This window comes from Mesorhizobium sp. P2_F8 (genome assembly GCF_056403655.1).
In genome coordinates this window covers 396,152-420,505 of sequence record NZ_JBFUFB010000004.1, presented here as the reverse complement: position 1 = coordinate 420,505, position 24,354 = coordinate 396,152, and the positions used below count along the sequence as shown (strand labels likewise).

Annotated in this window: 29 protein-coding genes; 13 read left to right on the top strand and 16 right to left on the bottom strand. The window is 63.6% G+C overall.

Features of this window, described 5'->3' with window-relative positions; translation table 11 throughout:
- Window positions 1-149 precede the first annotated feature (149 nt).
- Window positions 150-1,646 (top strand): amidase, encoded by a 1,497-nt coding sequence (locus AC1DZP_RS12835; protein WP_477302750.1) that lies wholly within the window; start codon window positions 150-152, stop codon window positions 1,644-1,646.
- A 182-nt stretch (window positions 1,647-1,828) separates the two neighbouring features.
- Window positions 1,829-2,722, top strand: coding sequence for an acetylglutamate kinase (gene argB, locus AC1DZP_RS12830; RefSeq protein ID WP_095083494.1), 894 nt, complete (start codon window positions 1,829-1,831; stop codon window positions 2,720-2,722).
- Between the two features lie 33 nt (window positions 2,723-2,755).
- Here the strand turns inward: argB and AC1DZP_RS12825 are convergent, their stop codons facing one another.
- The 3 genes from AC1DZP_RS12825 to AC1DZP_RS12815 all read right to left on the bottom strand — a co-directional run bounded on the left by AC1DZP_RS12825 (window position 2,756) and on the right by AC1DZP_RS12815 (window position 5,509).
- Window positions 2,756-3,154 (bottom strand): RidA family protein, encoded by a 399-nt coding sequence (locus AC1DZP_RS12825; RefSeq protein WP_477302748.1) that lies wholly within the window; start codon window positions 3,152-3,154, stop codon window positions 2,756-2,758.
- A gap of 216 nt (window positions 3,155-3,370) precedes the next feature.
- Window positions 3,371-4,918 carry a magnesium-protoporphyrin IX monomethyl ester anaerobic oxidative cyclase gene (bchE, locus tag AC1DZP_RS12820; protein ID WP_477302746.1) on the bottom strand — a complete coding sequence of 516 codons (1,548 nt, stop codon included), beginning with the start codon at window positions 4,916-4,918 and terminating at the stop codon, window positions 3,371-3,373.
- A gap of 114 nt (window positions 4,919-5,032) precedes the next feature.
- On the bottom strand, window positions 5,033-5,509 hold the full coding sequence (locus AC1DZP_RS12815) for an Lrp/AsnC family transcriptional regulator (RefSeq protein ID WP_477302744.1): 477 nt from the start codon (window positions 5,507-5,509) through the stop codon (window positions 5,033-5,035).
- Between the two features lie 139 nt (window positions 5,510-5,648).
- Between AC1DZP_RS12815 and phhA the strand changes: the two genes are divergently transcribed.
- Complete coding sequence (gene phhA / locus AC1DZP_RS12810) at window positions 5,649-6,485, top strand: phenylalanine 4-monooxygenase (protein WP_477302742.1); 837 nt, start codon at window positions 5,649-5,651, stop codon at window positions 6,483-6,485.
- A gap of 109 nt (window positions 6,486-6,594) precedes the next feature.
- Here the strand turns inward: phhA and AC1DZP_RS12805 are convergent, their stop codons facing one another.
- Window positions 6,595-6,999 carry a VOC family protein gene (locus tag AC1DZP_RS12805; protein WP_477302740.1) on the bottom strand — a complete coding sequence of 135 codons (405 nt, stop codon included), beginning with the start codon at window positions 6,997-6,999 and terminating at the stop codon, window positions 6,595-6,597.
- A 103-nt stretch (window positions 7,000-7,102) separates the two neighbouring features.
- On the opposite strand from AC1DZP_RS12805, the gene AC1DZP_RS12800 reads away from it, so the two are divergent.
- Entirely contained in the window at window positions 7,103-7,735 is a 633-nt protein-coding gene (locus tag AC1DZP_RS12800) for a TetR/AcrR family transcriptional regulator (protein ID WP_477302738.1), read from the top strand.
- A gap of 49 nt (window positions 7,736-7,784) precedes the next feature.
- On the opposite strand, the gene AC1DZP_RS12795 is transcribed toward AC1DZP_RS12800, so the two are convergent.
- Window positions 7,785-8,282, bottom strand: coding sequence for a MarR family winged helix-turn-helix transcriptional regulator (locus tag AC1DZP_RS12795; RefSeq protein WP_477302736.1), 498 nt, complete (start codon window positions 8,280-8,282; stop codon window positions 7,785-7,787).
- 95 nt (window positions 8,283-8,377) lie between these two features.
- Here AC1DZP_RS12795 and AC1DZP_RS12790 point away from each other — a divergent pair, with 95 nt between their 5' ends.
- The gene (locus AC1DZP_RS12790; protein WP_477302734.1) at window positions 8,378-8,545 is read left to right on the top strand and encodes a hypothetical protein; all 168 of its coding nucleotides are present in this window, start codon (window positions 8,378-8,380) and stop codon (window positions 8,543-8,545) included.
- Between the two features lie 90 nt (window positions 8,546-8,635).
- Here AC1DZP_RS12790 and AC1DZP_RS12785 read toward each other — a convergent pair whose 3' ends face one another.
- The 3 genes from AC1DZP_RS12785 to AC1DZP_RS12775 all read right to left on the bottom strand — a co-directional run bounded on the left by AC1DZP_RS12785 (window position 8,636) and on the right by AC1DZP_RS12775 (window position 11,234).
- On the bottom strand, window positions 8,636-10,075 hold the full coding sequence (locus tag AC1DZP_RS12785; RefSeq protein ID WP_477302732.1) for a GMC oxidoreductase: 1,440 nt from the start codon (window positions 10,073-10,075) through the stop codon (window positions 8,636-8,638).
- Window positions 10,072-10,272, bottom strand: coding sequence for a hypothetical protein (locus tag AC1DZP_RS12780; protein WP_477224993.1), 201 nt, complete (start codon window positions 10,270-10,272; stop codon window positions 10,072-10,074). The genes AC1DZP_RS12785 and AC1DZP_RS12780 overlap by 4 nt, the downstream gene beginning before the upstream one ends.
- A gap of 200 nt (window positions 10,273-10,472) precedes the next feature.
- Complete coding sequence (locus AC1DZP_RS12775; protein WP_477302730.1) at window positions 10,473-11,234, bottom strand: GGDEF domain-containing protein; 762 nt, start codon at window positions 11,232-11,234, stop codon at window positions 10,473-10,475.
- A 161-nt stretch (window positions 11,235-11,395) separates the two neighbouring features.
- On the opposite strand from AC1DZP_RS12775, the gene AC1DZP_RS12770 reads away from it, so the two are divergent.
- On the top strand, window positions 11,396-12,103 hold the full coding sequence (locus AC1DZP_RS12770) for a pyrimidine 5'-nucleotidase (protein ID WP_457152932.1): 708 nt from the start codon (window positions 11,396-11,398) through the stop codon (window positions 12,101-12,103).
- A gap of 158 nt (window positions 12,104-12,261) precedes the next feature.
- On the opposite strand, the gene AC1DZP_RS12765 is transcribed toward AC1DZP_RS12770, so the two are convergent.
- A complete protein-coding gene (locus AC1DZP_RS12765; protein WP_457152931.1) occupies window positions 12,262-13,101 on the bottom strand; it encodes an LOG family protein in 840 nt (279 codons plus the stop codon).
- Between the two features lie 229 nt (window positions 13,102-13,330).
- Between AC1DZP_RS12765 and dapD the strand changes: the two genes are divergently transcribed.
- The 4 genes from dapD to AC1DZP_RS12745 all read left to right on the top strand — a co-directional run bounded on the left by dapD (window position 13,331) and on the right by AC1DZP_RS12745 (window position 15,769).
- On the top strand, window positions 13,331-14,185 hold the full coding sequence (gene dapD, locus AC1DZP_RS12760; RefSeq protein ID WP_457152930.1) for a 2,3,4,5-tetrahydropyridine-2,6-dicarboxylate N-succinyltransferase: 855 nt from the start codon (window positions 13,331-13,333) through the stop codon (window positions 14,183-14,185).
- A 70-nt stretch (window positions 14,186-14,255) separates the two neighbouring features.
- Complete coding sequence (locus AC1DZP_RS12755) at window positions 14,256-14,609, top strand: DUF805 domain-containing protein (protein ID WP_095083461.1); 354 nt, start codon at window positions 14,256-14,258, stop codon at window positions 14,607-14,609.
- Entirely contained in the window at window positions 14,602-14,979 is a 378-nt protein-coding gene (locus AC1DZP_RS12750; protein WP_246461495.1) for a DUF805 domain-containing protein, read from the top strand. Before AC1DZP_RS12755 ends, AC1DZP_RS12750 begins: the two co-directional genes overlap by 8 nt.
- Before the next feature lie 13 nt (window positions 14,980-14,992).
- Window positions 14,993-15,769: a hypothetical protein gene (locus tag AC1DZP_RS12745; protein ID WP_477302727.1), complete on the top strand. Its 777-nt coding sequence runs from the start codon at window positions 14,993-14,995 to the stop codon at window positions 15,767-15,769.
- On the opposite strand, the gene AC1DZP_RS12740 is transcribed toward AC1DZP_RS12745, so the two are convergent.
- A complete protein-coding gene (locus tag AC1DZP_RS12740) occupies window positions 15,669-16,712 on the bottom strand; it encodes a 2-dehydropantoate 2-reductase (protein WP_477302725.1) in 1,044 nt (347 codons plus the stop codon). The two genes, AC1DZP_RS12745 and AC1DZP_RS12740, sit on opposite strands and share 101 nt — an antisense overlap.
- A gap of 116 nt (window positions 16,713-16,828) precedes the next feature.
- On the opposite strand from AC1DZP_RS12740, the gene dapE reads away from it, so the two are divergent.
- A complete protein-coding gene (gene dapE, locus AC1DZP_RS12735) occupies window positions 16,829-18,022 on the top strand; it encodes a succinyl-diaminopimelate desuccinylase (protein WP_477302723.1) in 1,194 nt (397 codons plus the stop codon).
- Window positions 18,023-18,024: 2 nt separating this feature from the next.
- Window positions 18,025-18,657 (top strand): transporter, encoded by a 633-nt coding sequence (locus tag AC1DZP_RS12730; RefSeq protein ID WP_477302953.1) that lies wholly within the window; start codon window positions 18,025-18,027, stop codon window positions 18,655-18,657.
- Between the two features lie 14 nt (window positions 18,658-18,671).
- Here the strand turns inward: AC1DZP_RS12730 and truA are convergent, their stop codons facing one another.
- The 4 genes from truA to def all read right to left on the bottom strand — a co-directional run bounded on the left by truA (window position 18,672) and on the right by def (window position 21,505).
- Window positions 18,672-19,439, bottom strand: a complete 768-nt coding sequence (gene truA / locus AC1DZP_RS12725; protein ID WP_477302721.1) for a tRNA pseudouridine(38-40) synthase TruA — start codon at window positions 19,437-19,439, stop codon at window positions 18,672-18,674.
- 88 nt (window positions 19,440-19,527) lie between these two features.
- Window positions 19,528-20,037, bottom strand: a complete 510-nt coding sequence (locus tag AC1DZP_RS12720; protein ID WP_095083451.1) for a GNAT family N-acetyltransferase — start codon at window positions 20,035-20,037, stop codon at window positions 19,528-19,530.
- Window positions 20,034-20,969 carry a methionyl-tRNA formyltransferase gene (gene fmt / locus AC1DZP_RS12715; RefSeq protein WP_477302719.1) on the bottom strand — a complete coding sequence of 312 codons (936 nt, stop codon included), beginning with the start codon at window positions 20,967-20,969 and terminating at the stop codon, window positions 20,034-20,036. The genes AC1DZP_RS12720 and fmt overlap by 4 nt, the downstream gene beginning before the upstream one ends.
- 5 nt (window positions 20,970-20,974) lie before the next feature.
- On the bottom strand, window positions 20,975-21,505 hold the full coding sequence (gene def / locus AC1DZP_RS12710) for a peptide deformylase (RefSeq protein ID WP_477302717.1): 531 nt from the start codon (window positions 21,503-21,505) through the stop codon (window positions 20,975-20,977).
- Window positions 21,506-21,608: 103 nt separating this feature from the next.
- On the opposite strand from def, the gene AC1DZP_RS12705 reads away from it, so the two are divergent.
- Window positions 21,609-22,880, top strand: a complete 1,272-nt coding sequence (locus AC1DZP_RS12705; protein WP_477302715.1) for a DNA recombination protein RmuC — start codon at window positions 21,609-21,611, stop codon at window positions 22,878-22,880.
- 13 nt (window positions 22,881-22,893) lie between these two features.
- On the opposite strand, the gene AC1DZP_RS12700 is transcribed toward AC1DZP_RS12705, so the two are convergent.
- A complete protein-coding gene (locus tag AC1DZP_RS12700) occupies window positions 22,894-23,298 on the bottom strand; it encodes a GFA family protein (RefSeq protein WP_477302713.1) in 405 nt (134 codons plus the stop codon).
- A 27-nt stretch (window positions 23,299-23,325) separates the two neighbouring features.
- Entirely contained in the window at window positions 23,326-24,300 is a 975-nt protein-coding gene (locus tag AC1DZP_RS12695) for a cation diffusion facilitator family transporter (RefSeq protein ID WP_477302711.1), read from the bottom strand.
- Between the last annotated feature and the right edge of the window lie 54 nt (window positions 24,301-24,354).

Genomic DNA, 24,354 nt, shown 5'->3' with positions numbered 1-24,354 from the left:
AGGCAAGTTAGGGGATTGAAACGTATTTGCAACGACGGAAATCGCCTTGTGCACGCCAGACTTGCCGCATTGCCGGCGCGGATCTGTCCGTCGATTGCTAATGAAATCGCCACTGGCTAGCTTGTCTTTCCACGGTGAGGAAAACGCGCATGTCGGTTGAACATACATTGTGGGCGCAAGATGCGACCGGCCTTGCCGACCTCGTTCGCAAGGGCGAGGTCTCACCAATCGAGCTGACCGAAGCGGCGATCGCCCGCGCCGAGGCCACCCGTTCCGACATCAACGCCACGGCGGAGCCGCTTTATGATGCCGCGCGGGCCCGGGCGAGGACCGTCGACCGCTCGCTGCCGCTGGCCGGCATTCCCTTTGCCATCAAGGATCTCGGCATCGCCATCAAGGGCGTCGCGACGCATGGCGGCAGCCGTATTCCGGCATGGCGGGCTGATGTCAATTCGGTGCTGACCGATCGCTACCTCGCCGCCGGCCTCATTCCGATCGTCACCTCGACGTCGCCGGAATACGGGCTTCGGCTGATGACCGAATCCAAGGCCTTCGGCATAACCCGTAATCCCTGGAACACCGGCCATACAAGCGGCGGCTCATCCGGGGGTGCGGCGGCGCTGGTCGCTGCCGGCGTCGTGCCGGTGGCGCATGCCTCGGACGGCGGCGGCTCGATCCGGGTGCCTGCCGCCTGCACCGGGCTTGTCGGCCTGAAGACGTCGCGAGGCCGCATACCGCTGACGCCGCTGGTGAGCGAGAGCTGGTACGGCATGGTCGTCGACCATGCGCTCACCCGCTCGGTGCGCGACTGCGCGCTGCTGCTCGACCTCACCCACGGTCCCGACCTTTTGACGCCCTATGCGGCGCCGTCGCCCAAGGGCAGCTTCGTTGCAGCTGCCGCGCGCGATCCCGGCAAGCTCAGGCTGGCCGTGTACCGCAAGTCGCCGCTTGGCCTGCCGGTCTCGGTCGAGACGCTTGTCGCGCTCGACGCGGCGGTGGCGCTCGCTCGCGAGGGCGGCCATACGGTAGAGGATATCGACCTGCCCTTTATCCGGCGCGATTTCTTCGCCGATTTTGCCACGGGCGTGGCCTCGGCCGTCGCCGGCACGATGCGGGCCGAGGCGCTGCGTGTGGGCCGTTCCGTTCTGGGGGACATCGAGCGCGCGACGCGCATCCTCGCCCGCTTCGGTGAATTGGTATCGGCCGGCGAGATCTATGCCGGGCTGCAGCGGCTGCATGCGACCTCGCGACAGCTGATCGCGGAAACCGCGCAATATGATGCCGTGCTGATGCCGATCATAGCCCACCCGCCGCTCGCCTGCGGCGCCATGGACCCGAAAGGCGCTGACGAACTCATCGAGAACCTGCTCGACAAGCTTCATCTCACCGTCTTGCTGAAGCTGAAGCCATTGCTCGGCCAGCTGATGGACAAGAGCCTCGGGTTCACCCATTGGCCGGCGATCCAGAATGTCAGCGGCCAGCCGTCGATCGCGCTGCCGGTCCATGTCACCGATGCCGGCCTGCCGCTCGGCATCCAGGCGGTGGGCCGGCCGGGCGACGAGGAGACACTGCTGTCGCTTGCCGCGCAGATGGAGAAGATCTCGGGTTGGTTGGGCCGCAGGGCGCCGCTGAGGGTGCCGTCATGATGACGACGTCGTGAGGCGCTCGAATATGACAGCAAAGCCATTTGCGGCTGGCCCCAATTCCCGCTAAGACGCCGCCGTCTTTACCTGATGCATCATGCATAAACCAAGTGCATGTCGCCCAAGAGTGCCCAGCAGTTTTGGGACGACGACATGCACAAAACCAAAAGCCAGGAACCACGCCGATGACGGAAATCACCGCCACCGCCGAAATGCAGGCCGCCCTGCTTTCGCGGGCCCTGCCTTACATGCAGCGCTACGAGCACAAGACGGTCGTGGTGAAATATGGCGGCCACGCCATGGGCGATATCGAGCTCGGCAAGGCTTTCGCGCGCGACATCGCGCTGTTGAAGCAATCGGGCGTCAACCCGATCGTCGTCCATGGCGGCGGCCCGCAGATCGGCGCCATGCTGGCCAAGATGGGCATCGAATCCAAGTTCGAGGGCGGCCTGCGCGTCACCGACCAGAAGACGGTCGAGATCGTCGAGATGGTGCTGGCCGGCTCGATCAACAAGGAGATCGTGGCGCTAATCAACGCCGAGGGCGAATGGGCGATCGGCCTGTGCGGCAAGGACGGCAACATGGTCTTCGCCGAAAAGGCGCGCAAGACGATGATCGATCCGGACTCCAACATCGAACGCGTGCTCGATCTGGGCTTCGTCGGCGAGCCGGTCGAGGTCGACCGCACCTTGCTCGACCTTCTGGCGCGCTCCGAAATGATTCCGGTGCTGGCGCCGGTGGCACCCGGCCGCGATGGTCACACCTACAACATCAACGCCGACACCTTCGCCGGCGCCATTGCCGGCGCCTGCCAGGCAACGCGCCTGCTGTTCCTCACCGACGTGCCCGGCGTGCTCGACAAGAACAAGAAGCTGATCGACGAACTGACCGTGGCCGAGGCCAAGGCGCTGATCAAGGACGGCACGGTCTCGGGCGGCATGATCCCCAAGGTCGAAACCTGCATCGAGGCGATCGAGCGCGGCGTCGAAGGCGTCGTTATCCTCAACGGCAAGACGCCGCATTCGGTGCTGCTTGAGCTGTTCACCGAACACGGCGCCGGCACGCTGATCGTGCGCTGAGCCGTCCTTTGGTCTTCCGCTGCCGCCAATCGATCAGGCGAGCTGCGGAAGGCGCGCGATGACCTTGATTTCGAAATCGAAGCCCGCCAGCCAGTTCACGCCCACCGCGGTCCAGTTCGGGTAGGGCGGTTCGCCGAACGCCTTCAGGCGAACGGCGTCGATCGCTCCCCATTGCGTGGCCGGGTCGGTGTGGAAGGTGGTCACGTCGACAATGTCGTCGAACGTGCAGCCGGCGGCCTTCAGCACCGCGGCGAGATTGTCGAAAGCCAGCTGGACCTGCCTTTCGAAGATCGGCTCGGCCGACCCATCCTCGCGACTGCCGACCTGGCCAGAGACGAACAGGAAGTCGCCAGAGCGGATCGCCGCCGAGTAACGGTTGATCTCGTAGAGAGCCTGCCGGCCGGCAGGGAAGATCGCGTCGCGTTTGGTCATAGTTCACTCCATTTCAAACAAGGCAGCCCAGGCCTCCAGCGTCGCGAATTGGCTTCGCCGGCAAGGCGAGTGCCGTTCGTAAGTTCAGGGTTTTGGATCACTACACTCCACTGCGCGGGACGGCTATTGGCATACGTCCCGTGTGTTCGATGTGGGTGCATACGCTACGTATGTCAATACGCATACGCGACGTATATTAATTCAAGAGACGAGCTGTCAGGCGTTCGGTGAGACCGCGATCCCGGGCAAAGCCAGCTTGCGCGGCGGGCGGCGAACGCTCATCGATTCCTCCTCGGCGTCCTGCGGCGCCCCCCAGAACTCGGCAAGCGTCGGGCCGTCCGTCACCCGTCCGTCGCGGGCCAGAAATCCCCAGACCTCACGGAACCAGACGCGGCGCCCCATCTGCGTGTACCAGCGCATCGAATGCCGCTGTTCGGGGTCCTTGTGGAACAGGATGCGTGCCAGCGCCTTTGGCCGCGACTGCACCGCCAGTTCGATCAGTTTGACGCTGAAAAACAGCATCCAGGGTTTCAGCCGCGTCATCTGCAGCACCTGGTGCTTGTAGTCCCACAGGCGGGCATCCTTCTGGATCACCTTGCGATCCCGCGCGATCCTGAAGAACGGTGTCCAGCGATGCGGCGTGACATAAAGCGCCTGGATCTGGTCGGGATCGTAGGCGATGAGCTGGCGAAAGCCGCGCCACAGGTCGCGAAAGCCTTCGTCCTCGAAGCCGGCCACCCAGGTCGCCATCGACAGGATGCCGTTGAGGCGCAGCAGCCTTATCGCCTCGCGGTCGGACGAGGTGCTGCCGCCCTTGCGGATCAATGCAAGCGTCTGTTCGTCGGTGTTTTCCATGCCGAGCAGCCAGCGGATGACGCCGGCCTTGCGGTAGAGATGCAGGATGTCGGCATCGCGCACGATGTCGTCGGCACGGGTCGAGCCGACGATCAGCACCGGTACGTTCTCGGTGATCATGGCGTCGAGAAAGGCGCGCCAGGCCTTCTTCGATACGGTCGGGTTCTCGTCGGCAAGGTTGATCAACTCGACACCGTGCTCGCGGTGCAGCCAGGCGATCTCCTTGGCGAATTTCACCGGATCGCGATGCCGCCAGCGGGTCCAGAAGCCGCGCTGGCCGCAATAATTGCACAGATGCGGGCAGCCGCGCGAAAACTGCATGACCACGGCACGCTTGCCGCCCCAGTAGCTGTAGCTGATATGGTCGATCAACTCCCAGCCGACACGGTAGGCGTCGAGATCGGCGACGGTCATTGCCGGCTGCGTGGCGAAGGGACGGCGCAGATCGTCGCGAAAGGCGATGCCCGCCACGCTTGCAGGCGGCTGGTGCATTTCCAGCGCCTCGACCAGCGCCACCACAGTCGCCTCGCCCTCGCCGCGCACGATGAAGTCGAAGACGTCCGTTTCAGCCAGGATGTCGCCCCAGTGGTAGGTCGGAAACACGCCGCCATAGATGATGATGATCGCCGGCTCGCGCTGCTTGATCATGCCGGCTATCAGCAAGGCGGTCGGGTGCGCCGAGGTCGAGCCGGAATGGCCGATCAGGACGAAATCGGGATCATCGTCCAGGGCATTGCGCACCACCATGTCGAGCGGCATCGGCCCGAACTCGGCGTCGACGAGGCGCACCTGATGGCCGGCATCGATGAGCGGGCCGCCCAGCGCCAACAGGCCGAGCGGCGGCAGGTGATCGTCCGGCACGCGGCTGCCGATGGCGGTGTGCGGTGGATTGATCAGCACGATTTTCATGGCGGACCTCCGGCAGTTGGTCCGCGGATGTTGGCCGGCGATATGGACGCCCGATTGGCCCGTTTCAGCAGTTTGCGTGCAGCTTTTCCGCAGGGATGGGCAGGGCAGGCACCATTACCGCCTGAGGTGGCCGAGCGGCACGTGGCCGGGGCCCTTGATGTTCTGCAGCACCAGCTGGGTGTGGACATCGCGCACGCAGTCGAGCCGCATCAGCCGGTGCATGACGAAAGCATTGAGCTCGTCGACCGACGGCACCATGACATGCAGCAGGAAATCGTGGTCGCCGGTCATCGTCCAGCATGACGATACCTCGTCCATGCGCTGCACGGCGGCGATGAAGCTTTCGGGCGAGCCGTCGCTGTGGCTGACAAGGCGCACCTGGATGAACACCTCGACCATCAGGCCGACCGCGCGGCGACTGATCACCGCGGCAAAACCCTTGATGATGCCGGCATCCTGCAGCGCCTCGAAACGTCGTGCGCATGGGGTCGTCGACAGCCCGATCTCTTGCGCCAGCTCGGACACCGGCTTGCGCCCGTCGCCCTGCAGGACCTCGAGCATCTTGATCTCGAAATCATCGAATTGAGGCATTTTCACTCCATGGAGGTCTTTCTGGAGTGAATATTATCCCGAATATCATGTTCGAACCACCATCAAAACCGATTTGCCTCGGCAGATCCGATTATCCTTTCGGCACGTCCGCCATTCATGACTTGTAGGGAGAAGAACCATGACGACGATGAGCGTTGCCGAATATGCCCGCGACTGCGCGGCGCAAGGGTTGCGTGGTGACTATTCGGTCTGCCGTGCCGATTTCACCGTGGCGCAGGGTTACGATTACAGCACCGAGGAGCAGGCGGTGTGGCGCACGCTGTGCGACCGACAGACCAAACTGACGCGCAAGCTCGCCCACCACTCCTATCTCGACGGCGTCGAGAAGCTCGGCCTGCTCGACCGCATCCCCGATTTCGAGGACGTCAGCACCAAGCTGCGAAAGCTGACCGGCTGGGAGATCGTCGCCGTGCCGGGTCTCATTCCCGCCGCACCTTTCTTCGACCATCTCGCCAACCGCCGCTTCCCGGTCACCAACTGGCTGCGGACCAGGCAGGAGCTCGACTACATCGTCGAGCCGGACATGTTCCATGATTTCTTCGGCCACGTACCGGTGCTGTCGCAGCCGGTGTTTGCCGACTTCATGCAGATGTATGGCCGCAAGGCCGGCGACATCATTGCGCTGGGCGGCGACGAGATGATCACCCGGCTCTACTGGTACACGGCCGAATATGGCCTGTTGCAGGAGAACGGCCAGCAGCTGAAGGCCTTTGGCGCCGGCCTGATGTCGTCGTTTACCGAGTTGCAGTTCGCCGTCGACGGCAAGGACGCCCACCACGTGCCGTTCGATCTCGAAACGGTGATGCGCACCGGCTACGAGATCGACAAATTCCAGCGCGCCTATTTCGTGCTGCCCTCCTTCGACGCCTTGCGCGATGCCTTCCAGACCGCTGATTTCGAGGCGATCGTCGCGCGCCACAAAGGCCAGCCGGCGCTCGACCCGGCGACGGTCTAAACAATTCCGGGAGAATTGCTTCCGCCGGGAACGACTTGCATCAGACACAAAGCGCGTCGCATGAATCCGTGTCGACGCGACGCGCTTTGGACGCTTTGATCCCGCTGGGCTATTGCATGGCGGCGGGGTTCATCCACAGGAACTCCCAGACGTTGCCGTCGGGGTCCTCGATGTGGCGGTTGAACATGAAGCCGAGGTCCTGCGCAGGGTTGGGATCGGCGCGGCCGCCTGCCGCCACGCCCTTCTCGATTGTGGCATTGACCTCGTCCTTGCTGCCGGCGGTGAGTGCGATCAGCATCTGGCTGTCACGCATGGCGTCGCCGATCTGACGCGTTGTGAACTGGCCATAGTGCTGGTGCGTCAGCAGCATCACCCCAATCGAGTCGGAGAACATGATCGAACTGGCCTGGTCGTTCGAGAACTGCGGATTTAGTGTGCCGCCGATCGCGAGATAAAACTTGGTCGCTGCCTGCAGATCGCGCACCGGCAGATTTATGAAGATCATCTTGGTCATCGGTCTAAGCCTTGCCTTCGTTGACAGGTACTAGTCAGTCCAGTACCGTTTTCATGACTATCATGCGGGAACGGTACCGTCTAGTACTGGTCAGGAGGTCGCCATGAAAATCGACGGTGAGACGAGATCGGCACGCAAGGATCGTGAGATCATCCAGGCGGCCACGGCGGCGTTCATCGGCAAGGGTTATGACGGGACCAGCATGGAGGAAATCGCCACCAGGGCGGGGGCCTCCAAGCAGACCGTCTACAAGCATTTCACCGACAAGGAGACGCTGTTCGGCGAAGTCGTTCTTGCAACCGCTACCCAGGCCAACGATGTCATCGAGTCCGTGACGACGCTGCTTTCCGAGTCGAAATTCATGGAAGGTGGCCTGCAGCAGCTCGCTCGATGTTTGATAACGACGCTCATGGATGAAGAGTTGTTGAAGCTGCGGCGCTTGATCATCGCCAATGCGGATCGAATGCCGCAGCTTGGCCGCAGCTGGTACGAAAAGGGCTTCGAGCGCATGCTTGGCTCAATGGCTTCCTGCTTTCAAAAGCTCACCAGTCGAGGGCTGATACAAACCAGTGACCCCTATCTGGCAGCCAGCCACTTTTTTGGGATGCTTCTTTGGATCCCCATGAATGAAGCCATGTTCACGGGAAGCAACCGGCGCTCCAAGGTCGAACTGGAACGGCACGCGGATGCCTCAGTGGGGGCGTTTCTTGTCGCCTATGGGGTCCAGCCGAAATAGTCCCGTTGCCTGCCGACATTCGCAGTAACGCCGCCAACACATCGCACCCCTATCGCCCAGGGTTGTCCAACCCCTCGGCCTTCAGCCGCGCCAGCTGGGCGCGCTGCAGGTCGAGGGCGGCGTTGACGAAGCGCGATATTGTGGCGAGTTCGGCGTCGCTGAAGGTCGCGATGACCTTTTCGCCTTCCCGCGCAATAGTGCCGTAGTAGCGCGCCGACAGGTCCCGCGTGGCCTTGGTCGCCTCGATCACCACCTTGCGCCTGTCCTCGAGACTGCGCGTGCGCGTCAGCAGCCCGCGCGCCTCCAGCCGGTCGATCAGCGCTGTCACGGCGGCCGGCGTCAGCCCGGTTGCGGTGGCGATCGCACCGGCCGATTGCGGGCCGCCATGGAGCAGGCCGATGCAATGGCGTTCGGCCATGTTCAGCCCGAGCCTCAGCCCCACCGCCTCGTCATAGGCCTGCGTCGCGTCCTGCCATTGCATGATGGCAAGGCCGATGGCCGTCGTCATTTCGGTCCGATTCTCGCTTGACGAATTTATTTCGATCATCTAACTATCAATCTGTCTAACATTTAGACTATCTCAACAATATGCGGTTGCAGCGCCCACAAGGCAAGAGCCGGCCGCCATCATGGAGTGAAAAAATGAGCTTGATTCAACAGCGTACGCCCCTCTCGCATGAGGAAGAGTTCAAATATGCCAAGCTGGCCATGGAACGGTACGGATGGGGGTCCCCCATCGGCCTGGGTATTTTGCTCGTCGCGCTGGCCGCCGCCGCGGTACTGGTGCGCATCGCCGTCTACGGCTTCTGAGCCGTGACGTGCATCCTGCCGGCGCCGTCATCGGCGCCGGCATTATCGGGATGCTTCAATGTCCCAGGATGACATTGCAGTGTGGAACGCTCAGACGGCGACCACCTTGGCAAGATGATCACCCAGCCGGCAGGCCAGAGCGGTGATCGTCGTCGTCGGATTGCATTCGCCCGACGTGCAGAACACCGAGGAGCCGCCGACATAGAGATTGTCCATGCCGTGCACCTTGCAGTTGGCGTCGACAACGCTCTTGGTGACGTCGGTGCCCATCCGCGTGCCACCCATATGATGATGGCCCGCCGTCTCGTCGTTGGTCGGGTAGTCGCCGCCATTGGTGATCCAGTCGGCAATGCGCACCCGGCCGAGATTCTTCTCGATCAGCGTCGCGCCGAACAGCCTAAGCCCTTCGAGAAGGGTGCGGTGTTCCAGCTCCGATTTCTTCCAGTGCAGCTCGATGCGCGGCACGCCGGCATGGTCGACATCGGTCGTCGACAGTTCGATCCGGTTGGAGGCCAGCGGCGCCTGTTCCCAGGCGACATAAAGCTGGGCCGCGCATCGCAGATTCTGGCTGAGCTTGGCAGACATCCATTCGGCCATGTCTGGCGCCGTGCAGGCGAGGTCGGCGATCAGGCTCTTAACGCCCGGATACGGCGTCTCGATCAGCCTGATGCCGAAATTCATGATCTGTAGCCGCTCCATGGCGACAAGCGTCGGCGAGAAGAAGACCTCGTTGACGGCATCGACCTCGAACTCGCCATAGTCGGCCAGGATGGCATTGCCGCCCTCGAAGGTCGGATGCTCCATCCAGTAGCGGCCAAGCGCCGTCGCATTCGGCACGACGCCGCCGTTCGAGCGCTGGTTCGACCACAGAAGCAGGCGCGAATTCTCCAGTCCGCCGGTGCAGACGATGAAATAGTCCGCGCTGAAGGCGCCGGCGTCCTGCCCGTTGGACCACAGCCTGGCGCCCGTCACGCGTTTGCCGTCGCCGGCAAGTTCAGTGGCGTAGGTGTTGAGCACGACCGCGATGTTCCCGCTCTTGTCGAGCTCGTCGGCGAATTTCTCGCCGAAGCGCACCGCCGGGCTCTTGATCAGCTGCACCCAGCGAATGTCGTCGGAGACCGGCATGTCCGGCCGGAAACCGGGAAGTTCGAGGATATCGTGCACTTCCGGCAGATAGGGTTCGATGTCGGCGCGGCGAATCGGCCAACCCGTGTCGGGCGCCCAGGCCTTAGGCTCGAAATCCTGTTTGTCGAGCACGCGGCACCAGCCCGCCCAGTGGTTCGAACTGCCGCCCATGAACCGCAGCCGGGTGACGTCGAGATCAAAGTAGAAATCACCGACCGTCGTGCCACGGTAGAAATCCTGCGACTCGTCGCTGAATTCACGCGAGCCGGCCTCCAGCACCACGACCGGAATGCCGGCAGCGCCAAGCTTGCGGGCAATGGTGGTGCCGGCCGGGCCGGAGCCGAGGATGCAGACCTTGGCGGTGAAATTCGCGGCGCGAAACGCGTCATAGCTGTCGAATATCATACCAGATCGCTCCGCTTCAGGATCCAGCCATTGATCTCGACGATCTCGTTCGGATCGGCCCGTGTCGGGTCGGCTCGGTTTGGGGCAGCATGGGATGCATCGGCGTCAGGCAGCGTGCGGAACAGGGACAGGGCAGGCAGTGCGATCAACGCCTGCACGATCGTGCGGCGGGATATTTTCTTGATGAAGAAACTCATGGCTGGTCTCTCGGGTGGGGGCTTCGACGGCGCATGGCGTTACCTGAACGACGGGTCCCGGAACGGCACATGCATCGCGGCAGAAGCCAGTATTGTGCCACGCTACCCGCAAAGCAGCGAAAACCGGGTAAACGGCGCAACCGAGTGTGAACAGGGTTAGGATTTCCTTAACGGGCGGATCCAGTGGATCGGCGGCCTGATCACGCCGCCTCGGAAATGTCCGTGTCGAGGATCGTCAGATTGCGGCCCCGGTGCTTGGCCTGGTAGAGGCGCCGGTCGGCGGCGCGCATCAGGTCCGATACGCTGATGTCCTCGCCGCAGACGGTTCCGCCGATGCTGACCGTGAGCGGAACGGTCCGCTCGTCGACGGGCCGGAAGCGGATCAGCTCGACTTCGCGGCGAATGCGCTCGGCGACGCGCTTGGCCTCCTGCTCGGTGGCGCCGATCAGCAAGGCGCCGAACTCCTCGCCGCCGATGCGGCCGAGCACATCGCCGCTGCGCACGCCGCGTTCGATCGCGCTGGCGATCAAGAGCAGTGCGTCATCGCCGGTCAGGTGGCCAAAATTGTCGTTGATCCTCTTGAAGTGGTCGGCGTCGATGATCAGCAGCGCCCCGCGATCGGACTTGCGGCGGGAACCATCGAGGGCGGCAAAGAAGTTTTCCCGGTTGAGCATACCGGTCATGTCGTCGCGGCTCGCCTTGTCCGCCAGGCGACGATGCGCGGCGGCGAGCTGAGCATGGGCTCGGGCAAGGTCGCGATGGGCGCTTTTCAGCCTGTCGCTTTGCCAGAAAGTGCTTGCGCTGGCGACCCAGGCGAGGACCAGCGGACAGAGCGTGGTGGTCAGCCAGATCGTGCGGTTGACCGGAAATCCCATCGCCGGAACGATGATCAGCGTCAAAAGGAGGGAGGCTGCGACAGAGGCAAAAGCAACGGCGGCGGATCTCAAAATTATGCTATTCATCGCGTGCTCCCACAGGTCTGCCTCTGTGCCAGCAAGCCCTGAAGGCTACCTTTCCCGGATGCTTAAAATTTGAAGGGTGACGCTATTTCCGCGACTCACGGCGCGCATAAGTTGTGGATAAAGTCTCTTTCAGAATGTCTGTTTCATGCCATAAGGAGCGCATGACCACGCTGCCTGACCCCGCCCGCTTCGCTCATGTCACCGACTGGGTGTTCGACCTCGACAACACGCTCTATCCGCATCATTCGAATCTGTTCTCGCAGATCGATGTCAAGATGACCGCCTATGTCGGCGAACTGCTGGCGTTGCCGCGCGAGCAGGCACGCAAGCTGCAAAAGGAGCTCTATCTCGAGTATGGCACGACGTTGAACGGGCTGATGACGCGCCACGGCATCGACCCTGACGATTTCCTCGAGAAGGTGCATGACATCGATTATTCGTGGCTGGTGCCCGATCCCGTTCTCGGCACCGCCATCCGCCAGCTTCCGGGCCGAAAGTTCATCTTCACCAACGGCGACCGCAGGCACGCCGAACGCACCGCGCGCCAGCTCGGCATCCTCGACCATTTCGACGACATCTTCGATATCGTCGCCGCCGGGCTCAATCCCAAACCGGCACGCCAGACCTACGAGAAATTCGCCGAACTCCACGCCGTCACCGGCCACAATGCGGTGATGTTCGAGGACCTTGCCCGCAACCTTGCGGTGCCGAAGTCACTGGGCATGACCACGGTGCTCGTCGTGCCGCGCAATTTCGAGCCGACCTTTTCCGAGATATGGGAGCGCGACCCGGCCAACGAGGATGATGTCGATTTCGTCACCGACGACCTCGCCGGCTTCCTGACCGCGATCGTCGAGGTCACCGCCTGAGGTTCATGGATATTCAGGTGATGCCGGCCTGCAAACGGCGGCTTCCTGCGCTTCCGGTGCTCACGTACCCGAACGTACGCTCCGCTCCGGTTCTCGGAACCCACCGTTTTCGGCTCGGCCTGACCTGAATCTCGATGAACCTCGAACCGTCAGTGCCCTCACAGATTGTAGAAGCGGCTGATGATCCCCCAGGCCTCGTCGGCGGTGTCGACGAAATCGATGATGTCCTGGTCGCCGGGGCTGATCGTGCCCTGTTCGGCGAGGAAATCGAGATCGATCGCCCGTTTCCAGAAGGATTTGCCAAACAGGATCACCGGTACGCGCTCCATGCGCCCGGTCTGGATCAGGGTCAGCGTCTCGAAGAACTCGTCCATCGTGCCGAAGCCGCCGGGAAACACCGCGACCGCCTTGGCGCGCATGACGAAATGCATCTTGCGAATGGCGAAATAGTGGAAGTTGAAGCAGAGCTCCGGCGTCACATAGGCGTTCGGCGCCTGCTCGTGTGGCAAGACGATGTTGAGCCCGATCGATGGCGCGCCGACGTCGTCGGCGCCGCGATTGCCGGCTTCCATCACGCCGGGCCCGCCGCCGGTCACCACGACATATTCGCGGTAGTATGACGCCGCCGACTGCTGCGAACACAGCCGCGCGAACTTGCGCGCCTCCTCGTAGTATTTGCTGTTTTCCTCGAGGTTCCTCTTCTGCGTCTCGTTCTTGGCCGCCCAGGCCTCGCCGCCGGGTTCCGGCAGGCGTGCGCCGCCGAACAGGATCACCGTCGAGCGGATGCCGCGTTCGGCCAGGATCATTTCCGGCTTCAGGAGTTCGAGCTGCAGCCTGACCGCGCGCAGTTCGCGCCTGGTCATGAACTCGGGATCGTTCCAGGCGAGCCGGTAGGTCTCGGCACGCGTCTGCGGCGTGTCCGGCACGCTCTTCGACCGCTCCAGATCCTCATCCGAATGCGGCAGCGGCGTCCACCCCGCCTTTTCCATAGGAGTCATAGTTACCTTACCCGTCCAATTTCTTCACTTGCGCCGTCCCATGGCGCAGCCGCGATTGACCCCCATTGAGCCTTAACATAAGCAGGTTCCGCAAAAGTGTCCGGCGGTTTTGCGACAAGAACCTGCTACATGCAAAGACCCAGGCGGGCAAAGCCTGCCCAGGGGTCCGCGCGACGTTCAAAACAGGGTAAGGCGCAGCCCCTTAACAGCTTGGTAATGGAGCAAATTCATGTCGAAGCCCGATCTGGCGAGCCTCGAGAAGACCATTGAGAAGGCCTTCGAGGAACGCGACGCGATTTCGACGGCGACCCGTGGCGAAACGCGCGACGCCATCCAGTCGGCGCTCGACCTGCTCGACCGCGGCACCGCCCGCGTCGCCGAGCGGCAGGCCGACGGCAAATGGCATGTCAACCAGTGGCTGAAGAAGGCCGTGCTGTTGTCCTTTCGGCTCAACCCGATGGAGATCATCAAGGGCGGTCCCGGCCAGGCCGTGTGGTGGGACAAGGTGCCGTCGAAGTTCGACGGCTGGAGCGCCGTCGACTTCGAGAAGGCGGGCTTCCGTGCCGTGCCGTCGTCGATCGTGCGCCGTTCCGCCTATGTCGCGCCGGGCGCCGTGCTGATGCCGTCCTTCGTCAATGTCGGCGCGTATGTCGACAGCGGCACCATGGTCGACACCTGGGCTTCGGTCGGCTCCTGCGCCCAGATCGGCAAGAACGTGCATCTGTCGGGCGGCGTCGGCATCGGCGGCGTGCTGGAGCCGATGCAGGCCGGCCCGACCATCATCGAGGACAATTGCTTCATCGGCGCGCGCTCGGAAGTGGTCGAGGGCTGTATCGTGCGCGAAGGCTCGGTGCTCGGCATGGGCGTGTTCATCGGCCAGTCGACCAAGATCGTCGACCGCGCCACCGGCGAAGTCTTCTACGGCGAAGTGCCGCCGAATTCCGTCGTTGTCGCCGGGTCGATGCCTGGCAAGCCTTTTCCGAACAACGAGCCAGGCCCGGGTCTTTACTGCGCCGTCATCGTCAAGCGGGTCGACGCCAAGACCCGCTCCAAGACCTCGATCAACGAATTGCTGCGCGATTGATCTTTTCCGGAAACGGACGCACCTTCCGCCGGCGCGACAATGAGTCGCGCGTGACTGATGGAGGGGTGACATGGACTGGAAGTATCTGCTGACCAGCTACGAGGGTCGCATCAACCGTGCCAAGTTCTGGGCTTGTGTCGGCGTTGTCTTTGTCGGCGGGATCATCGCGACGATCCTCGACAACATACTCGGCACGACGTTCAACCAAATGCCCTACGGCTTTATCTATTTGCTCTACTCGCTCGCCATGCTCTATTCGATCTTCGCCGTCTACGCCAAGCGCTGGCACGATCGCGGCAAGTCCGGCTGGTGGAGCCTGATCATCCTCGTGCCGATCATCGGCGGGATCTGGTTTCTGGTGGAGTGCGGCATTCTCGAAGGCGCCAAGGGCGCCAATCAATATGGACCGGACCCGCTTGCCTGACAGATCAGATCTCACCTGGCTTTTCTTCAAAACATCGGGCCGCGTCAGTCGCGCGGCCTATTTTCTTGGCGGGTTGCTCGTCGCCATCATACAGGCCTTTCCGCTCTACCGCTTCACGCTGGTGCCGGAAGGTTCGGCCGAGAGCAACATGTGGTCGTTCATCTTCTTCATCGCCTTCATCGCCTCGCTATGGTCGAACATCGCGCTGGCGGTGAAGCGGCTGCACGACCTAGACAAGCCGGGCATTGCCGCGCTGATCCTGTTCGTGCCGGTGGTCTCGATCGTCGCCTTCCTTGTGTTGTGCCTGTTTCCAGGGCAGCCTGGGCCCAACCGCTATGGCCGGCGCACCAACGAGCCGGCGCAATCCTGAGGGCCGATCGGACATGCGCTACCGCACGCTTGATCCGAAACTGATCATCGACACCGCCGAACGGCTGGAGGGCCGCGTCGCCGAGCGTTTTCCCAACGCCGGACTGCGCGGCGTCGCCGCCGAACTGGTGTCGCTGTCGCGCGATCTGACCGAGGCGGCTCAGGCGCTCGAAGCGCCGATCTGGTGGCTGCGCGGGCTCATCGTCGCCGCCGTTGTCGCCGGCGCGCTGGTCTTCCTGTTCGTCGGCACGATCCTGCCGCTCATTCACATCTCCCAGGCCGACGACGCGGTTCAGTCGGTGCAAGGCATCGAAGCCACGATCAACATGATGATCCTCGCCGTGCTCGGCTTCCTGGCGCTGGTCCGCACCGAGGAGCGCATCAAGCGCAAGCGGGTGTTTCGCCAGCTGCACGGCCTGCGGTCGCTGATCCATGTCATCGACATGCACCAGCTGACCAAGGATCCGGCGGCCCTCTCGGCCAATTTCAAGCCGACCTCGCACTCACCGGCCCGCATCACCAATGCCGCCGACCTGGCGCGCTACCTCGACTACTGCTCCGAAATGCTGTCGATCACCGGCAAGATCGCCGCACTGTTCGCGCAGTCGGTCAATGACGACGTGGTCATCGACGGCGTCAACGACATCGAGAACCTGGCGTCCAACCTGTCGCGCAAGATCTGGCAGAAGATCACGCTGATCGAGGCCCATCCGGCGGCGCAACAACCTGCTCCGGCGCCAGGCCCGGCGAGCCAAGCCGCCCCGCCTCCGCCGCGCGCACCAAGGCGGTAACCTTTTTAAGCACGGGCGCCGGCGTACCCGTCTGTTCGGCGAGGCCGAGCACCGCCCCTTGCAGTTCGCCGATCTCCGTCGGCCTGCCGCGCTGAAGATCGTCCCACATTGACGAACGCGCTTGCGGGTCGATCGCCAGCATGCGCCGCGCCAGCAGCCTGAACAGCCAGTCCGGCAGCCTGAGCACCTTCGGCAGCAGTGCTGGCCGCAAGCCGGTGATCCGCGCCGGCTCGATGCCGGACGCTTTCATCGCCGTGAGCGCCTCGTCGATCTGGCCGGCCAGGATCATCCGCCAGCGACGGTCGGCGAGTTCGCTCGCCAGCGGCAGGCCGGACAGCGCCACCAGCGCGTTGTTCAAATTCATCAGCAGCTTGCCCCACAGCACGGCCTTCATGTCGCCATGGGTTTCGACCGCAAACCCTTCGACACCGAGAAGGCCGGCCAGGCCGGCACCACCGTCTTCGATCATCACCTTGCCGTCGCTGGCGCGGTGCACACGCAGCGGCAACTCGCCGTCCGGGGATTGCACCACGTTGAACGGCACCATGCCGGCCAGCACCGTCCGGCCGTCGAGCCCGGCGCGCAGCCTGTCGGCATTGTCGACGCCGTTCTGCAGGCTGATCACCACCGCATCGCGGTGGGCGTGAGCCCTGATGAGGTCTGCCATATCCTGCGTGGCGCCGCTTTTGACCGTGACCAGGATCACATCCGCCTGGGACAGGGCGACAGCCGGATCGGCGGTGACGACAAGCGCGTCCGGCGCGATCATGCGGTCGCGGCCCTGGAGGTCGCTGACCCGCAATCCGCGCTGCCGCAACGCCGCCTCAATGCGCGGCCGCGCCAGCAAGACCATCCGGCGCCCGGCGAGCGCCAGGCAGCCGCCGGCATAGCAGCCGATGCTGCCGGCGCCGGCAATGACGATCCTCTTGTACGCGTTTGCCATCCCGTCGCTCCGCACCGCCCCGCAACTATACGACATGAAAACCATAATGTCGGCGCCATCACTGGCCCTTATGTCTGGCCGTGACAGGCCCGCCGCTTTCGATTATCGCTTTTGCCATGACGCTGCCGACCGATCCCGCCGAGAACCTCGCCGCCCTTATCCGTTGCGCTTCGGTGACGCCCGCCGAAGGCGGCGCACTGACTGCGCTGGAGACGATGCTGAAACCGCTCGGCTTCCTGGTCGATCGGCGGGTGTTTTCGGAAGATGGCACGCCGGACATCGAAAACCTCTATGCCAGGCGTTCAGGCAACGGCCCGCATCTGATGTTCGCCGGCCACACCGACGTGGTGCCGGTCGGCGACGAAGCCGCCTGGACGCATCCGCCCTTCGGCGCCGAAATCGCCAACGGCGAGATGTATGGCCGGGGCGCCGTCGACATGAAGGGTGGCATTGCCTGTTTCATCGCCGCCGTGGCGCGCCATGTCGAGGACAATGGCGGCCCGAAAGGCTCGATCTCGCTGCTGATCACCGGCGACGAGGAAGGGCCGGCCATCAACGGCACGGTCAAGCTGCTCGAATGGGCGGCTTCCAGGGGCGAGAAATGGGATGCCTCGATCGTCGGCGAGCCGACCAACCCCGACGCGCTTGGCGACATGATCAAGATCGGCCGCCGCGGCTCGATGTCGGGCGCCATCACCGTCAACGGCCGCCAGGGCCATGTCGCCTACCCGCAGCTTGCCGATAATCCGGTGCGCGGCCTGATGGGCCTGGTCGACGCCTTGCTGCATCCTGTCTTCGACAAGGGAACCAGGGACTTCCAGCCGACCAATCTGGAGGTCACCTCCATCGACGTCGGCAACCCGGCCACCAATGTCATTCCGGCCAAGGCGACCGCGACCTTCAACATCCGCTTCAACGACACCTGGACGGCCGAGACCGTGCAGGCGGAAATCCACAACCGGCTCGATCAGGCGGCCAAACGCAAGAAGTACCGGCAGGGCAAGAAGACGCCGGTCGACTACGACCTCGTCTGGCGCGACCGGCCGAGCCATGTCTTCCTGACCCGTGACGACAGGCTGATCGAAACGCTGCGCGGTTCGATCAGGTCGGCGGTCGGCAAGGAGCCGACGCTGTCGACCTCGGGCGGCACCTCGGATGCGCGCTTCATCAAGGACTATTGTCCGGTGGTCGAGTTCGGCCTGGTCGGCAAGACCATGCACATGGTCGACGAGCGCGTCGCCATTGCCGATCTCGAAACACTGACCCAAATCTACCAGCGCTTCATCGAAGACTGGTTCGGGCAGGCATGAGCATGCTTTCAGCGGACGAAACCCAAGCTTCGCTGACGGGCGCCTGGCGGTTGATGCTCGGCAAGGCCGACGGCCTGCGCCTGCTCGACCTGTCGGCCGACGGCTTCTGGAATTCCTTTTTCGCCATCATCGTCGCTGCACCGGCGCTGATCGTCGGGTGGGTCGGTATCGCCAACGAGATCGGCGATCCCGAGGCCTTTGCCGGACGCTTCAGCATGCTGTTGCGCCTGGCGACGGTCGATATAGGCTCCTGGGTGCTGCCGCTCATCGCTCTGGCCCTGGTCGCGCCGCGCGCTGGCATTGGCGGCCGCTTCGTCCATTATGTCGTTGCCAGCAACTGGGCCTCGGCCATCACCGCCTGGCTGATGCTGCCCTCGGCGCTGATCAGACTTTTCCTGTCGTCGGCAAGCCAGGTTTCGAGCCTCGTGTCGCTGCTGCTGTTTGCCCTGTCCATGGTGCTGACCTGGCGCATGACCAACACCACAATCGGCAAGGGCGTAGCCATCGGCTCCGCCGTTTTCGTCGGCATGTTCATCGCTTCGCTGTTGGCGCTGTTCGGCCTGCAGGCGCTGCTCGGCATCTCCGTGCCGGACGATGTCGGGTCTCAGAGCCTTTCCGGGTTCATCTCGGGATAGCGCCTTATGGGGCTCTATCCTGGATAATCGACGCCCTCGGGATAATCGACACCAATGAGAAAAAGCCCGTCGGGCGGCGCCACCTGGCCGCAGGCGGCGCGGTCGTGCGCATCGAGCGCCGCTTTCAGGTCGGCGACGGTCCAGGCGCCTTCGCCGACACGTTTGAGGGAGCCGACCATCGAACGCACCTGATTGTGCAGGAACGAGCGTGCCGAAGCCTTCACCTCGATCAGGTCACCCTCTCGGCTCACATCGAGCCGCTCCAGCGTCCTGATCGGACTGTTGGCCTGGCACTGGGTCGAGCGGAAGGTGGTGAAGTCATGCCGACCGAGCAGGACTCTCGCCGCTTCGTGCATGGCGTCGGCGTCGAGCCGTTTCGGCACCCACCACACCTTGCCCTTGTCGATAGCCGCCGGCGCGCGACGGTTGAGGATGCGGTAGACATAATGGCGGCCGGTGGCTGAGAAGCGCGCGTCGAAGCTGTCTGCGACGACCGTCGCCTTCAGGACGGCGATATGTGCGACGGCCCTCTGCAGATGTGCGTTGACGGCATCACGCACCTTGTCGCCCGACCACGCCTTGGCGAGGTCGACATGCGCCACCTGGGCGGTTGCGTGCACGCCGGCATCGGTGCGGCCGGCGGCGCGCAACCGGACCTCTTCGCCGCAGAATTTTTCGATCGCCTGTTCGATCGCTTGCTGCACCGAAGGCTGATCCGCCTGGTGCTGCCAGCCGGCAAACAGACTGCCGTCATATTCGATGTCGAGGCGAAAACGCGGCATGCTAGAGCATGATGCCGAAAAGTGTGAAGCGGCTTTCGGACGACATCATGCTCTATCTCTTTGAGTTAGAGGCGCATTCAGATGCCGCTTACGCGGCGAGTGCCGACCCGAAGGCCGAGGCGTAGACCAGCCTGCCGGCTTCTGGGGCGTCGCCCCAGGTCAGTGCCTGCAGGGCCTCGCTCTGGTACTCGCTCTCGAACTTTTCGGCGCGGGCATGGGTGTAGCCGAAACGGCTGTAATAGGCGGGATCACCCAGCACCACGGCCAGCGTCTCGCCGGCATCCCTGAGGCGGATATGCGCCTCGCGGATCAGCGCGCCGCCAATGCCGCTGCCATGGAACGAGGGCTCGACCGCCAGCGGCGCGAGCGCCACGGCCGCAAAGTTCTTGCCGCCGCTCTGCACGAACAGTCGCGAAAACAGGATATGGCCGACCACCTGGCCGTCCTCTTCCGCCACCAGTTCGGCAACGGCGTCGCCGCCGGTCACCAGCGCGTCGACCAGTCCGGCCTCCGCCTGCTGGCCGAAAGCGTGTTCCTCGACGAGGCGGATGGCCTCGCGATCCCGCGGCGTCGCCGCGCGTATCGACATCATGCTCATGAGAATTTCATTCCTTTTTCGATCTTGGCCCCGCGCAGGAATTCCGACGCGGCAGCGGGCCTTCCGCCCGCCCGTTGAACTTCGACCAGACTGATCGCGCCTGCCCCGCAGGCGACCGTCAGCCGGTCATCGAGAATTCCTCCCGACTCGCCGGCGCCTTGCGATAGCGTCGAGCGAAGCAGTTTCAGCCGCTCCGGGCGGCCGCCAATTGCAATCTCCGACCAGGCCCCGGGAAAGGGCGACAGGCCACGAATGGTATTGTGCACTTCGCTCGCCGAGCGAGTCCAGTTCAAGCGAGTCTCAGATTTATCGATTTTTTTGGCGTAGGTCACCCCTTCCACCGCTTGTGCGGTAAACGTCAGGGTCTTCCTTTCCAGTCGCGCCAGCGCTTCCACCATCAGTGCAGCGCCGACACTCATCAACCGATCATGCAGATCGCCGGCAGTCATATCGGGTTCGATGGCGCATTTTTCAACCATTGCCACCGGGCCGGTGTCCAGGCCCTCTTCCATGCGCATCACCATCATGCCGGTTTCGCTGTCCCCGGACATGATCGCGCGCTGGATCGGCGCGGCACCCCGCCAGCGCGGCAAAAGCGAGGCATGGCCGTTGATGCAGCCAAGCCGGGGGGACTCCAGAACCGCCTTCGGCAGCAGCAAGCCATAAGCGACGACCACTGCGACATCGGCCCGCAGGGCGCGGAAAGCGGCCTGCTCGGGCTCGCCTTTGAGCGATACCGGTGTGCGCGTCTCGATGCCCAGCCGCTCCGCCTCGCGCTGCACCGGCGACGGCGTCAGCTCCAGCCCGCGCCGCCCGGCGGCGCGCGGCGGCTGCGTATAGACGGCGGCAACTTCATGTCCGGCCTCGGCGATGGCCCGCAGCGTCGGCACCGAAAACTCCGGCGTGCCCATGAAGATGACGCGAAGGGGCATTTCCCCTATCCCACCATCTTGCCTGGCGCCTTGTCCCTGGCGAGCTTCTTGAACTTCTTCACCACCATGTCGCGCTTCAGCTTCGAGATGTGGTCGATGAACAGGACGCCATTGAGGTGGTCGATCTCATGCTGCAGGCAGGTCGCCATCAGCCCCTCGGCCTCGATCTCCTGCAGCTTGCCATCGCGGTCGAGATAGTTGACCCGCACGGCTGCCGGGCGTTCGACCTCGGCATAGTAGTCTGGGATCGACAGGCAGCCTTCCTCGTAGACGGAGCGCGTGTCGGCGCTGCTCAGGATTTCCGGGTTGATGAAGACATGCGGTGCCGGCGTCTCGTCTTCCTTGGCCAGATCGATCACCAGCATGCGCACCGGTTCGCCGATCTGGACTGCCGCCAGTCCGATGCCGGGCGCGTCATACATGGTCGCCAGCATGTCGTCGGCTAATTTGCGCAAAGGCCCGTCGACGCGCTCCACCGGCTTCGAAACCTGGCGCAAGATGGGGTCGGGAAGGATGATGAGCGGCTTGATCGGCATGGCGTTCCACCTAAGACCTCCAGCGAAAAGCGTCAACCGGGGCGCCGGGGCGTCGTTCACGTTTTGATCTGTGCCAGCCCCGCGAATCGGCTATGCTGTCCACATGAATGATCTGACATCCATCCTTTCGGAGCCTGTCGCCCGGCTTGGCGCCTCCACGATTACGCTTGGCCATGCGCTGGCCGTCGGCGCATTGCTGTTTCTCGGCCTGTTCGTGGCGCTTGTCATCGCGCTGTGGCGGTCGGCCAAGGCGCGCGCCGTCGCCGCCGCTGAGGCCGCCGATCATGCCCGCGACGCCGAGGCGCGGATGGCCGGCATCTTGCAAAGCCAGGCCGAGATGCAGGGCCGCATGGGCGCCATCGCCGAAGTGTTCGGGGCACGCCAAGCCGAGCTGACGCAGTCGATAGGCCAGCGCCTCGACGCCATGACCGGCCGTATCGGCCAGACCATGACCGAGCAGACCAAATCCACGCATGAGAGCCTGGCCAAATTGCAGGAGCGGCTGGCGATCATCGACACCGCGCAAGGCAACATCCAGTCGCTTGCCGGCCAGGTCGTGCAATTGCAGGCGATCCTCTCCAACAAGCAGACGCGCGGTGCCTTCGGCCAGTCGCGCATGGAGGCGATCGTTGCCGACGGCTTGCCGCACGGGGCCTATGAGTTCCAGGCAACGCTGTCGAACGGCAGCCGGCCGGACTGCCTGGTGAAGATGCCGAATGGCGCGCCGTCGCTCGCCATCGATGCCAAATTTCCACTCGAAGCCTGGAACGCCATCCGCGCCGCCGATGGCGCCGACATGCAGAAGGTCGCTGCCCAGGCCTTCCGCCGCGATATCGAGATCCATGTCCGTGATATATCTGAGAAATATCTGATCCAGGGCGAGACGCAGGACACCGCCTTCATGTTCGTGCCGTCGGAATCGGTGTTCGCCGAGATCCACGAGAATTTCGAGGCCATCGTCCACAAGGCGCACCGCGCCCGCGTCGTCATCGTCTCGCCGTCGCTGCTGATGCTGTCGATCCAGGTCATCCAGGCCATCCTCAAGGACGCCCGCATGCGCGAACAGGCGCATCTGATCCAGGGCGAGGTCATCCGGCTGATGGAAGACGTTGCGCGCGTCGACGAGCGGGTGCGCAAGCTGCAGGTCCATTTCGGCCAGTCGGCCAAGGACATCGACGACATCCTCGTCTCGACGTCGAAGGTGACCAGACGCGGCCAGAAGATCGAGGCACTGGAGTTCGGCGCCCAGCCCGACGGTGAGGCTGGCCCCGAAGCAGCATCACCGCCTGCCACCGCGAAGGTCGAGACAGGGACCCGCGTCGCCGATTCGAAGACCGGGCAACTCAGGCTGAGGGTCGTCGAAGGCGACGACTGACGCCGCAGCAGCGCTACTGCTCCTCCACGGTGGTCATGCCCTGGAACTCCGGCAGCCAGTGCAGCGCTGAACTGTGCCATTTCTGCTGTGTCGGGATCAAATCCTCGCGTTGCCGCGCGGTTCCCGCTCGAATTCCATAGACCTTTGGACCATCTCCAACCGACGTGGCGTAGAGGTGCGACCCGCAGTCGGCACAAAAAGCCTGGGCGCGCTTGGCGCCGCTTGCCCCGGTCTTGATATAGATTCTCGGCGTACCTTTTGTGATCCGATAATGATGCTCAGGCGCCGGAACAGTCACCCGAAAGGCCGTGCCGGTCAGTTTCTGGCAGTCGGTGCAGTGGCAGATCGAGGTCTTTTCCGGGTCGACCTCCGCCTCGTAGGTGATAGCGCCGCAATGGCAGCCGCCGTCGATTTTCATCTTGTTTCTCCCTGCTTCGCCGACATCTTAACCGGCCTGATCCGGCTCGTCTCCTGACGCGGCTTCAACAATCTTGCGCCGCTGTTCCCAGGTCCCGGTCGTCTGCGGCTTGACGAACAGCCTGGCGATCTCCGGCATCTCTGTCTTCAGCCGCGCCTCCAGGCGCTCCACACAGGCTTCGATCTCCGGCGCCGTCAGGTGATCCTCGAACTCGATGCTGAGAGCAGCGACGATCTCTTGCGGCCCCATGTGGACGGTCAGAACGCCGTTCGCCTGCTGCACCGCCGGATCCTGCTGGACGATCGCCAGCACGTGTCTCTGCACCTCTGGGGAGGCCGGCTCGCCGATCAGCAGCCCCTTGCTTTCGCGGGCCAGGAAGATCGCCGTCGCGCCCAGGATCAGCCCAATGCCGATCGAGGCGGCGCCGTCGAGCTCCGGCATCTCCAGCAGCTCCGCCGCAAGGATGCCGGCAAAGGCGACGATCAGGCCGAGCAGGGCGGCGCTGTCCTCGAACAGCACGGTGTAGACGCTGGGGTCCTTGCTCGACTGCACGGCCTGCAGCCAGCCCTGCTTGCCCTTCTGCTGGCGGAACTCCTTCAGCGCCACCAGCCAGGAGCTGCCCTCGAACAGGAAGGACAGGCCAAGAACGATGTAGTTCACCTTGGCGTTGACGACCGGCTCCGGCGCCATGATGTGGATCACGCCTTCGTAGAAGGAGACGCCGGCGCCCAGCGCGAAGACCAGAAGGGCGACGATGAAACTCCAGAAATAGAGTTCGCGGCCGTGACCGAGCGGATGCGTCCGATCGGCCGGGCGGGCGGCGCGGTGCATGCCATAGAGCAGCAGGCCGCCATTGCCGGTATCGACCAGTGAGTGCACGCCTTCCGACAGCATCGCCGAACTGCCGGTGAAGAAAGCGGCTCCGAACTTGGTCAATGCGATGGCGAGATTGCCGGCGAGCGCCGCGTAGATCACCCTTTTTGAGCCGCCATGCCCGGCCATGATGCTGCCCCCGTTCAAGGCGCCAGTCTAACGGCCAGCCCGTCAAAGCTCCAC

Excerpts from the sequence above, each read along its gene's own strand:
- AC1DZP_RS12835 (WP_477302750.1), top strand. The coding sequence starts at position 150 with ATGTCGGTTGAACATACATTGTGGGCGCAAGATGCGACCGGCCTTGCC.
- argB (WP_095083494.1), top strand. The coding sequence starts at position 1,829 with ATGACGGAAATCACCGCCACCGCCGAAATGCAGGCCGCCCTGCTTTCG.
- AC1DZP_RS12825 (WP_477302748.1), bottom strand. The coding sequence starts at position 3,154 with ATGACCAAACGCGACGCGATCTTCCCTGCCGGCCGGCAGGCTCTCTAC.
- bchE (WP_477302746.1), bottom strand. The coding sequence starts at position 4,918 with ATGAAAATCGTGCTGATCAATCCACCGCACACCGCCATCGGCAGCCGC.
- AC1DZP_RS12815 (WP_477302744.1), bottom strand. The coding sequence starts at position 5,509 with ATGCCTCAATTCGATGATTTCGAGATCAAGATGCTCGAGGTCCTGCAG.
- phhA (WP_477302742.1), top strand. The coding sequence starts at position 5,649 with ATGACGACGATGAGCGTTGCCGAATATGCCCGCGACTGCGCGGCGCAA.
- AC1DZP_RS12805 (WP_477302740.1), bottom strand. The coding sequence starts at position 6,999 with ATGACCAAGATGATCTTCATAAATCTGCCGGTGCGCGATCTGCAGGCA.
- AC1DZP_RS12800 (WP_477302738.1), top strand. The coding sequence starts at position 7,103 with ATGAAAATCGACGGTGAGACGAGATCGGCACGCAAGGATCGTGAGATC.
- AC1DZP_RS12795 (WP_477302736.1), bottom strand. The coding sequence starts at position 8,282 with ATGATCGAAATAAATTCGTCAAGCGAGAATCGGACCGAAATGACGACG.
- AC1DZP_RS12790 (WP_477302734.1), top strand. The coding sequence starts at position 8,378 with ATGAGCTTGATTCAACAGCGTACGCCCCTCTCGCATGAGGAAGAGTTC.
- AC1DZP_RS12785 (WP_477302732.1), bottom strand. The coding sequence starts at position 10,075 with ATGATATTCGACAGCTATGACGCGTTTCGCGCCGCGAATTTCACCGCC.
- AC1DZP_RS12780 (WP_477224993.1), bottom strand. The coding sequence starts at position 10,272 with ATGAGTTTCTTCATCAAGAAAATATCCCGCCGCACGATCGTGCAGGCG.
- AC1DZP_RS12775 (WP_477302730.1), bottom strand. The coding sequence starts at position 11,234 with ATGAATAGCATAATTTTGAGATCCGCCGCCGTTGCTTTTGCCTCTGTC.
- AC1DZP_RS12770 (WP_457152932.1), top strand. The coding sequence starts at position 11,396 with ATGACCACGCTGCCTGACCCCGCCCGCTTCGCTCATGTCACCGACTGG.
- AC1DZP_RS12765 (WP_457152931.1), bottom strand. The coding sequence starts at position 13,101 with ATGACTCCTATGGAAAAGGCGGGGTGGACGCCGCTGCCGCATTCGGAT.
- dapD (WP_457152930.1), top strand. The coding sequence starts at position 13,331 with ATGTCGAAGCCCGATCTGGCGAGCCTCGAGAAGACCATTGAGAAGGCC.
- AC1DZP_RS12755 (WP_095083461.1), top strand. The coding sequence starts at position 14,256 with ATGGACTGGAAGTATCTGCTGACCAGCTACGAGGGTCGCATCAACCGT.
- AC1DZP_RS12745 (WP_477302727.1), top strand. The coding sequence starts at position 14,993 with ATGCGCTACCGCACGCTTGATCCGAAACTGATCATCGACACCGCCGAA.
- AC1DZP_RS12740 (WP_477302725.1), bottom strand. The coding sequence starts at position 16,712 with ATGGCAAACGCGTACAAGAGGATCGTCATTGCCGGCGCCGGCAGCATC.
- dapE (WP_477302723.1), top strand. The coding sequence starts at position 16,829 with ATGACGCTGCCGACCGATCCCGCCGAGAACCTCGCCGCCCTTATCCGT.
- AC1DZP_RS12730 (WP_477302953.1), top strand. The coding sequence starts at position 18,025 with ATGCTTTCAGCGGACGAAACCCAAGCTTCGCTGACGGGCGCCTGGCGG.
- truA (WP_477302721.1), bottom strand. The coding sequence starts at position 19,439 with ATGCCGCGTTTTCGCCTCGACATCGAATATGACGGCAGTCTGTTTGCC.
- AC1DZP_RS12720 (WP_095083451.1), bottom strand. The coding sequence starts at position 20,037 with ATGAGCATGATGTCGATACGCGCGGCGACGCCGCGGGATCGCGAGGCC.
- fmt (WP_477302719.1), bottom strand. The coding sequence starts at position 20,969 with ATGCCCCTTCGCGTCATCTTCATGGGCACGCCGGAGTTTTCGGTGCCG.
- def (WP_477302717.1), bottom strand. The coding sequence starts at position 21,505 with ATGCCGATCAAGCCGCTCATCATCCTTCCCGACCCCATCTTGCGCCAG.
- AC1DZP_RS12705 (WP_477302715.1), top strand. The coding sequence starts at position 21,609 with ATGAATGATCTGACATCCATCCTTTCGGAGCCTGTCGCCCGGCTTGGC.
- AC1DZP_RS12700 (WP_477302713.1), bottom strand. The coding sequence starts at position 23,298 with ATGAAAATCGACGGCGGCTGCCATTGCGGCGCTATCACCTACGAGGCG.
- AC1DZP_RS12695 (WP_477302711.1), bottom strand. The coding sequence starts at position 24,300 with ATGGCCGGGCATGGCGGCTCAAAAAGGGTGATCTACGCGGCGCTCGCC.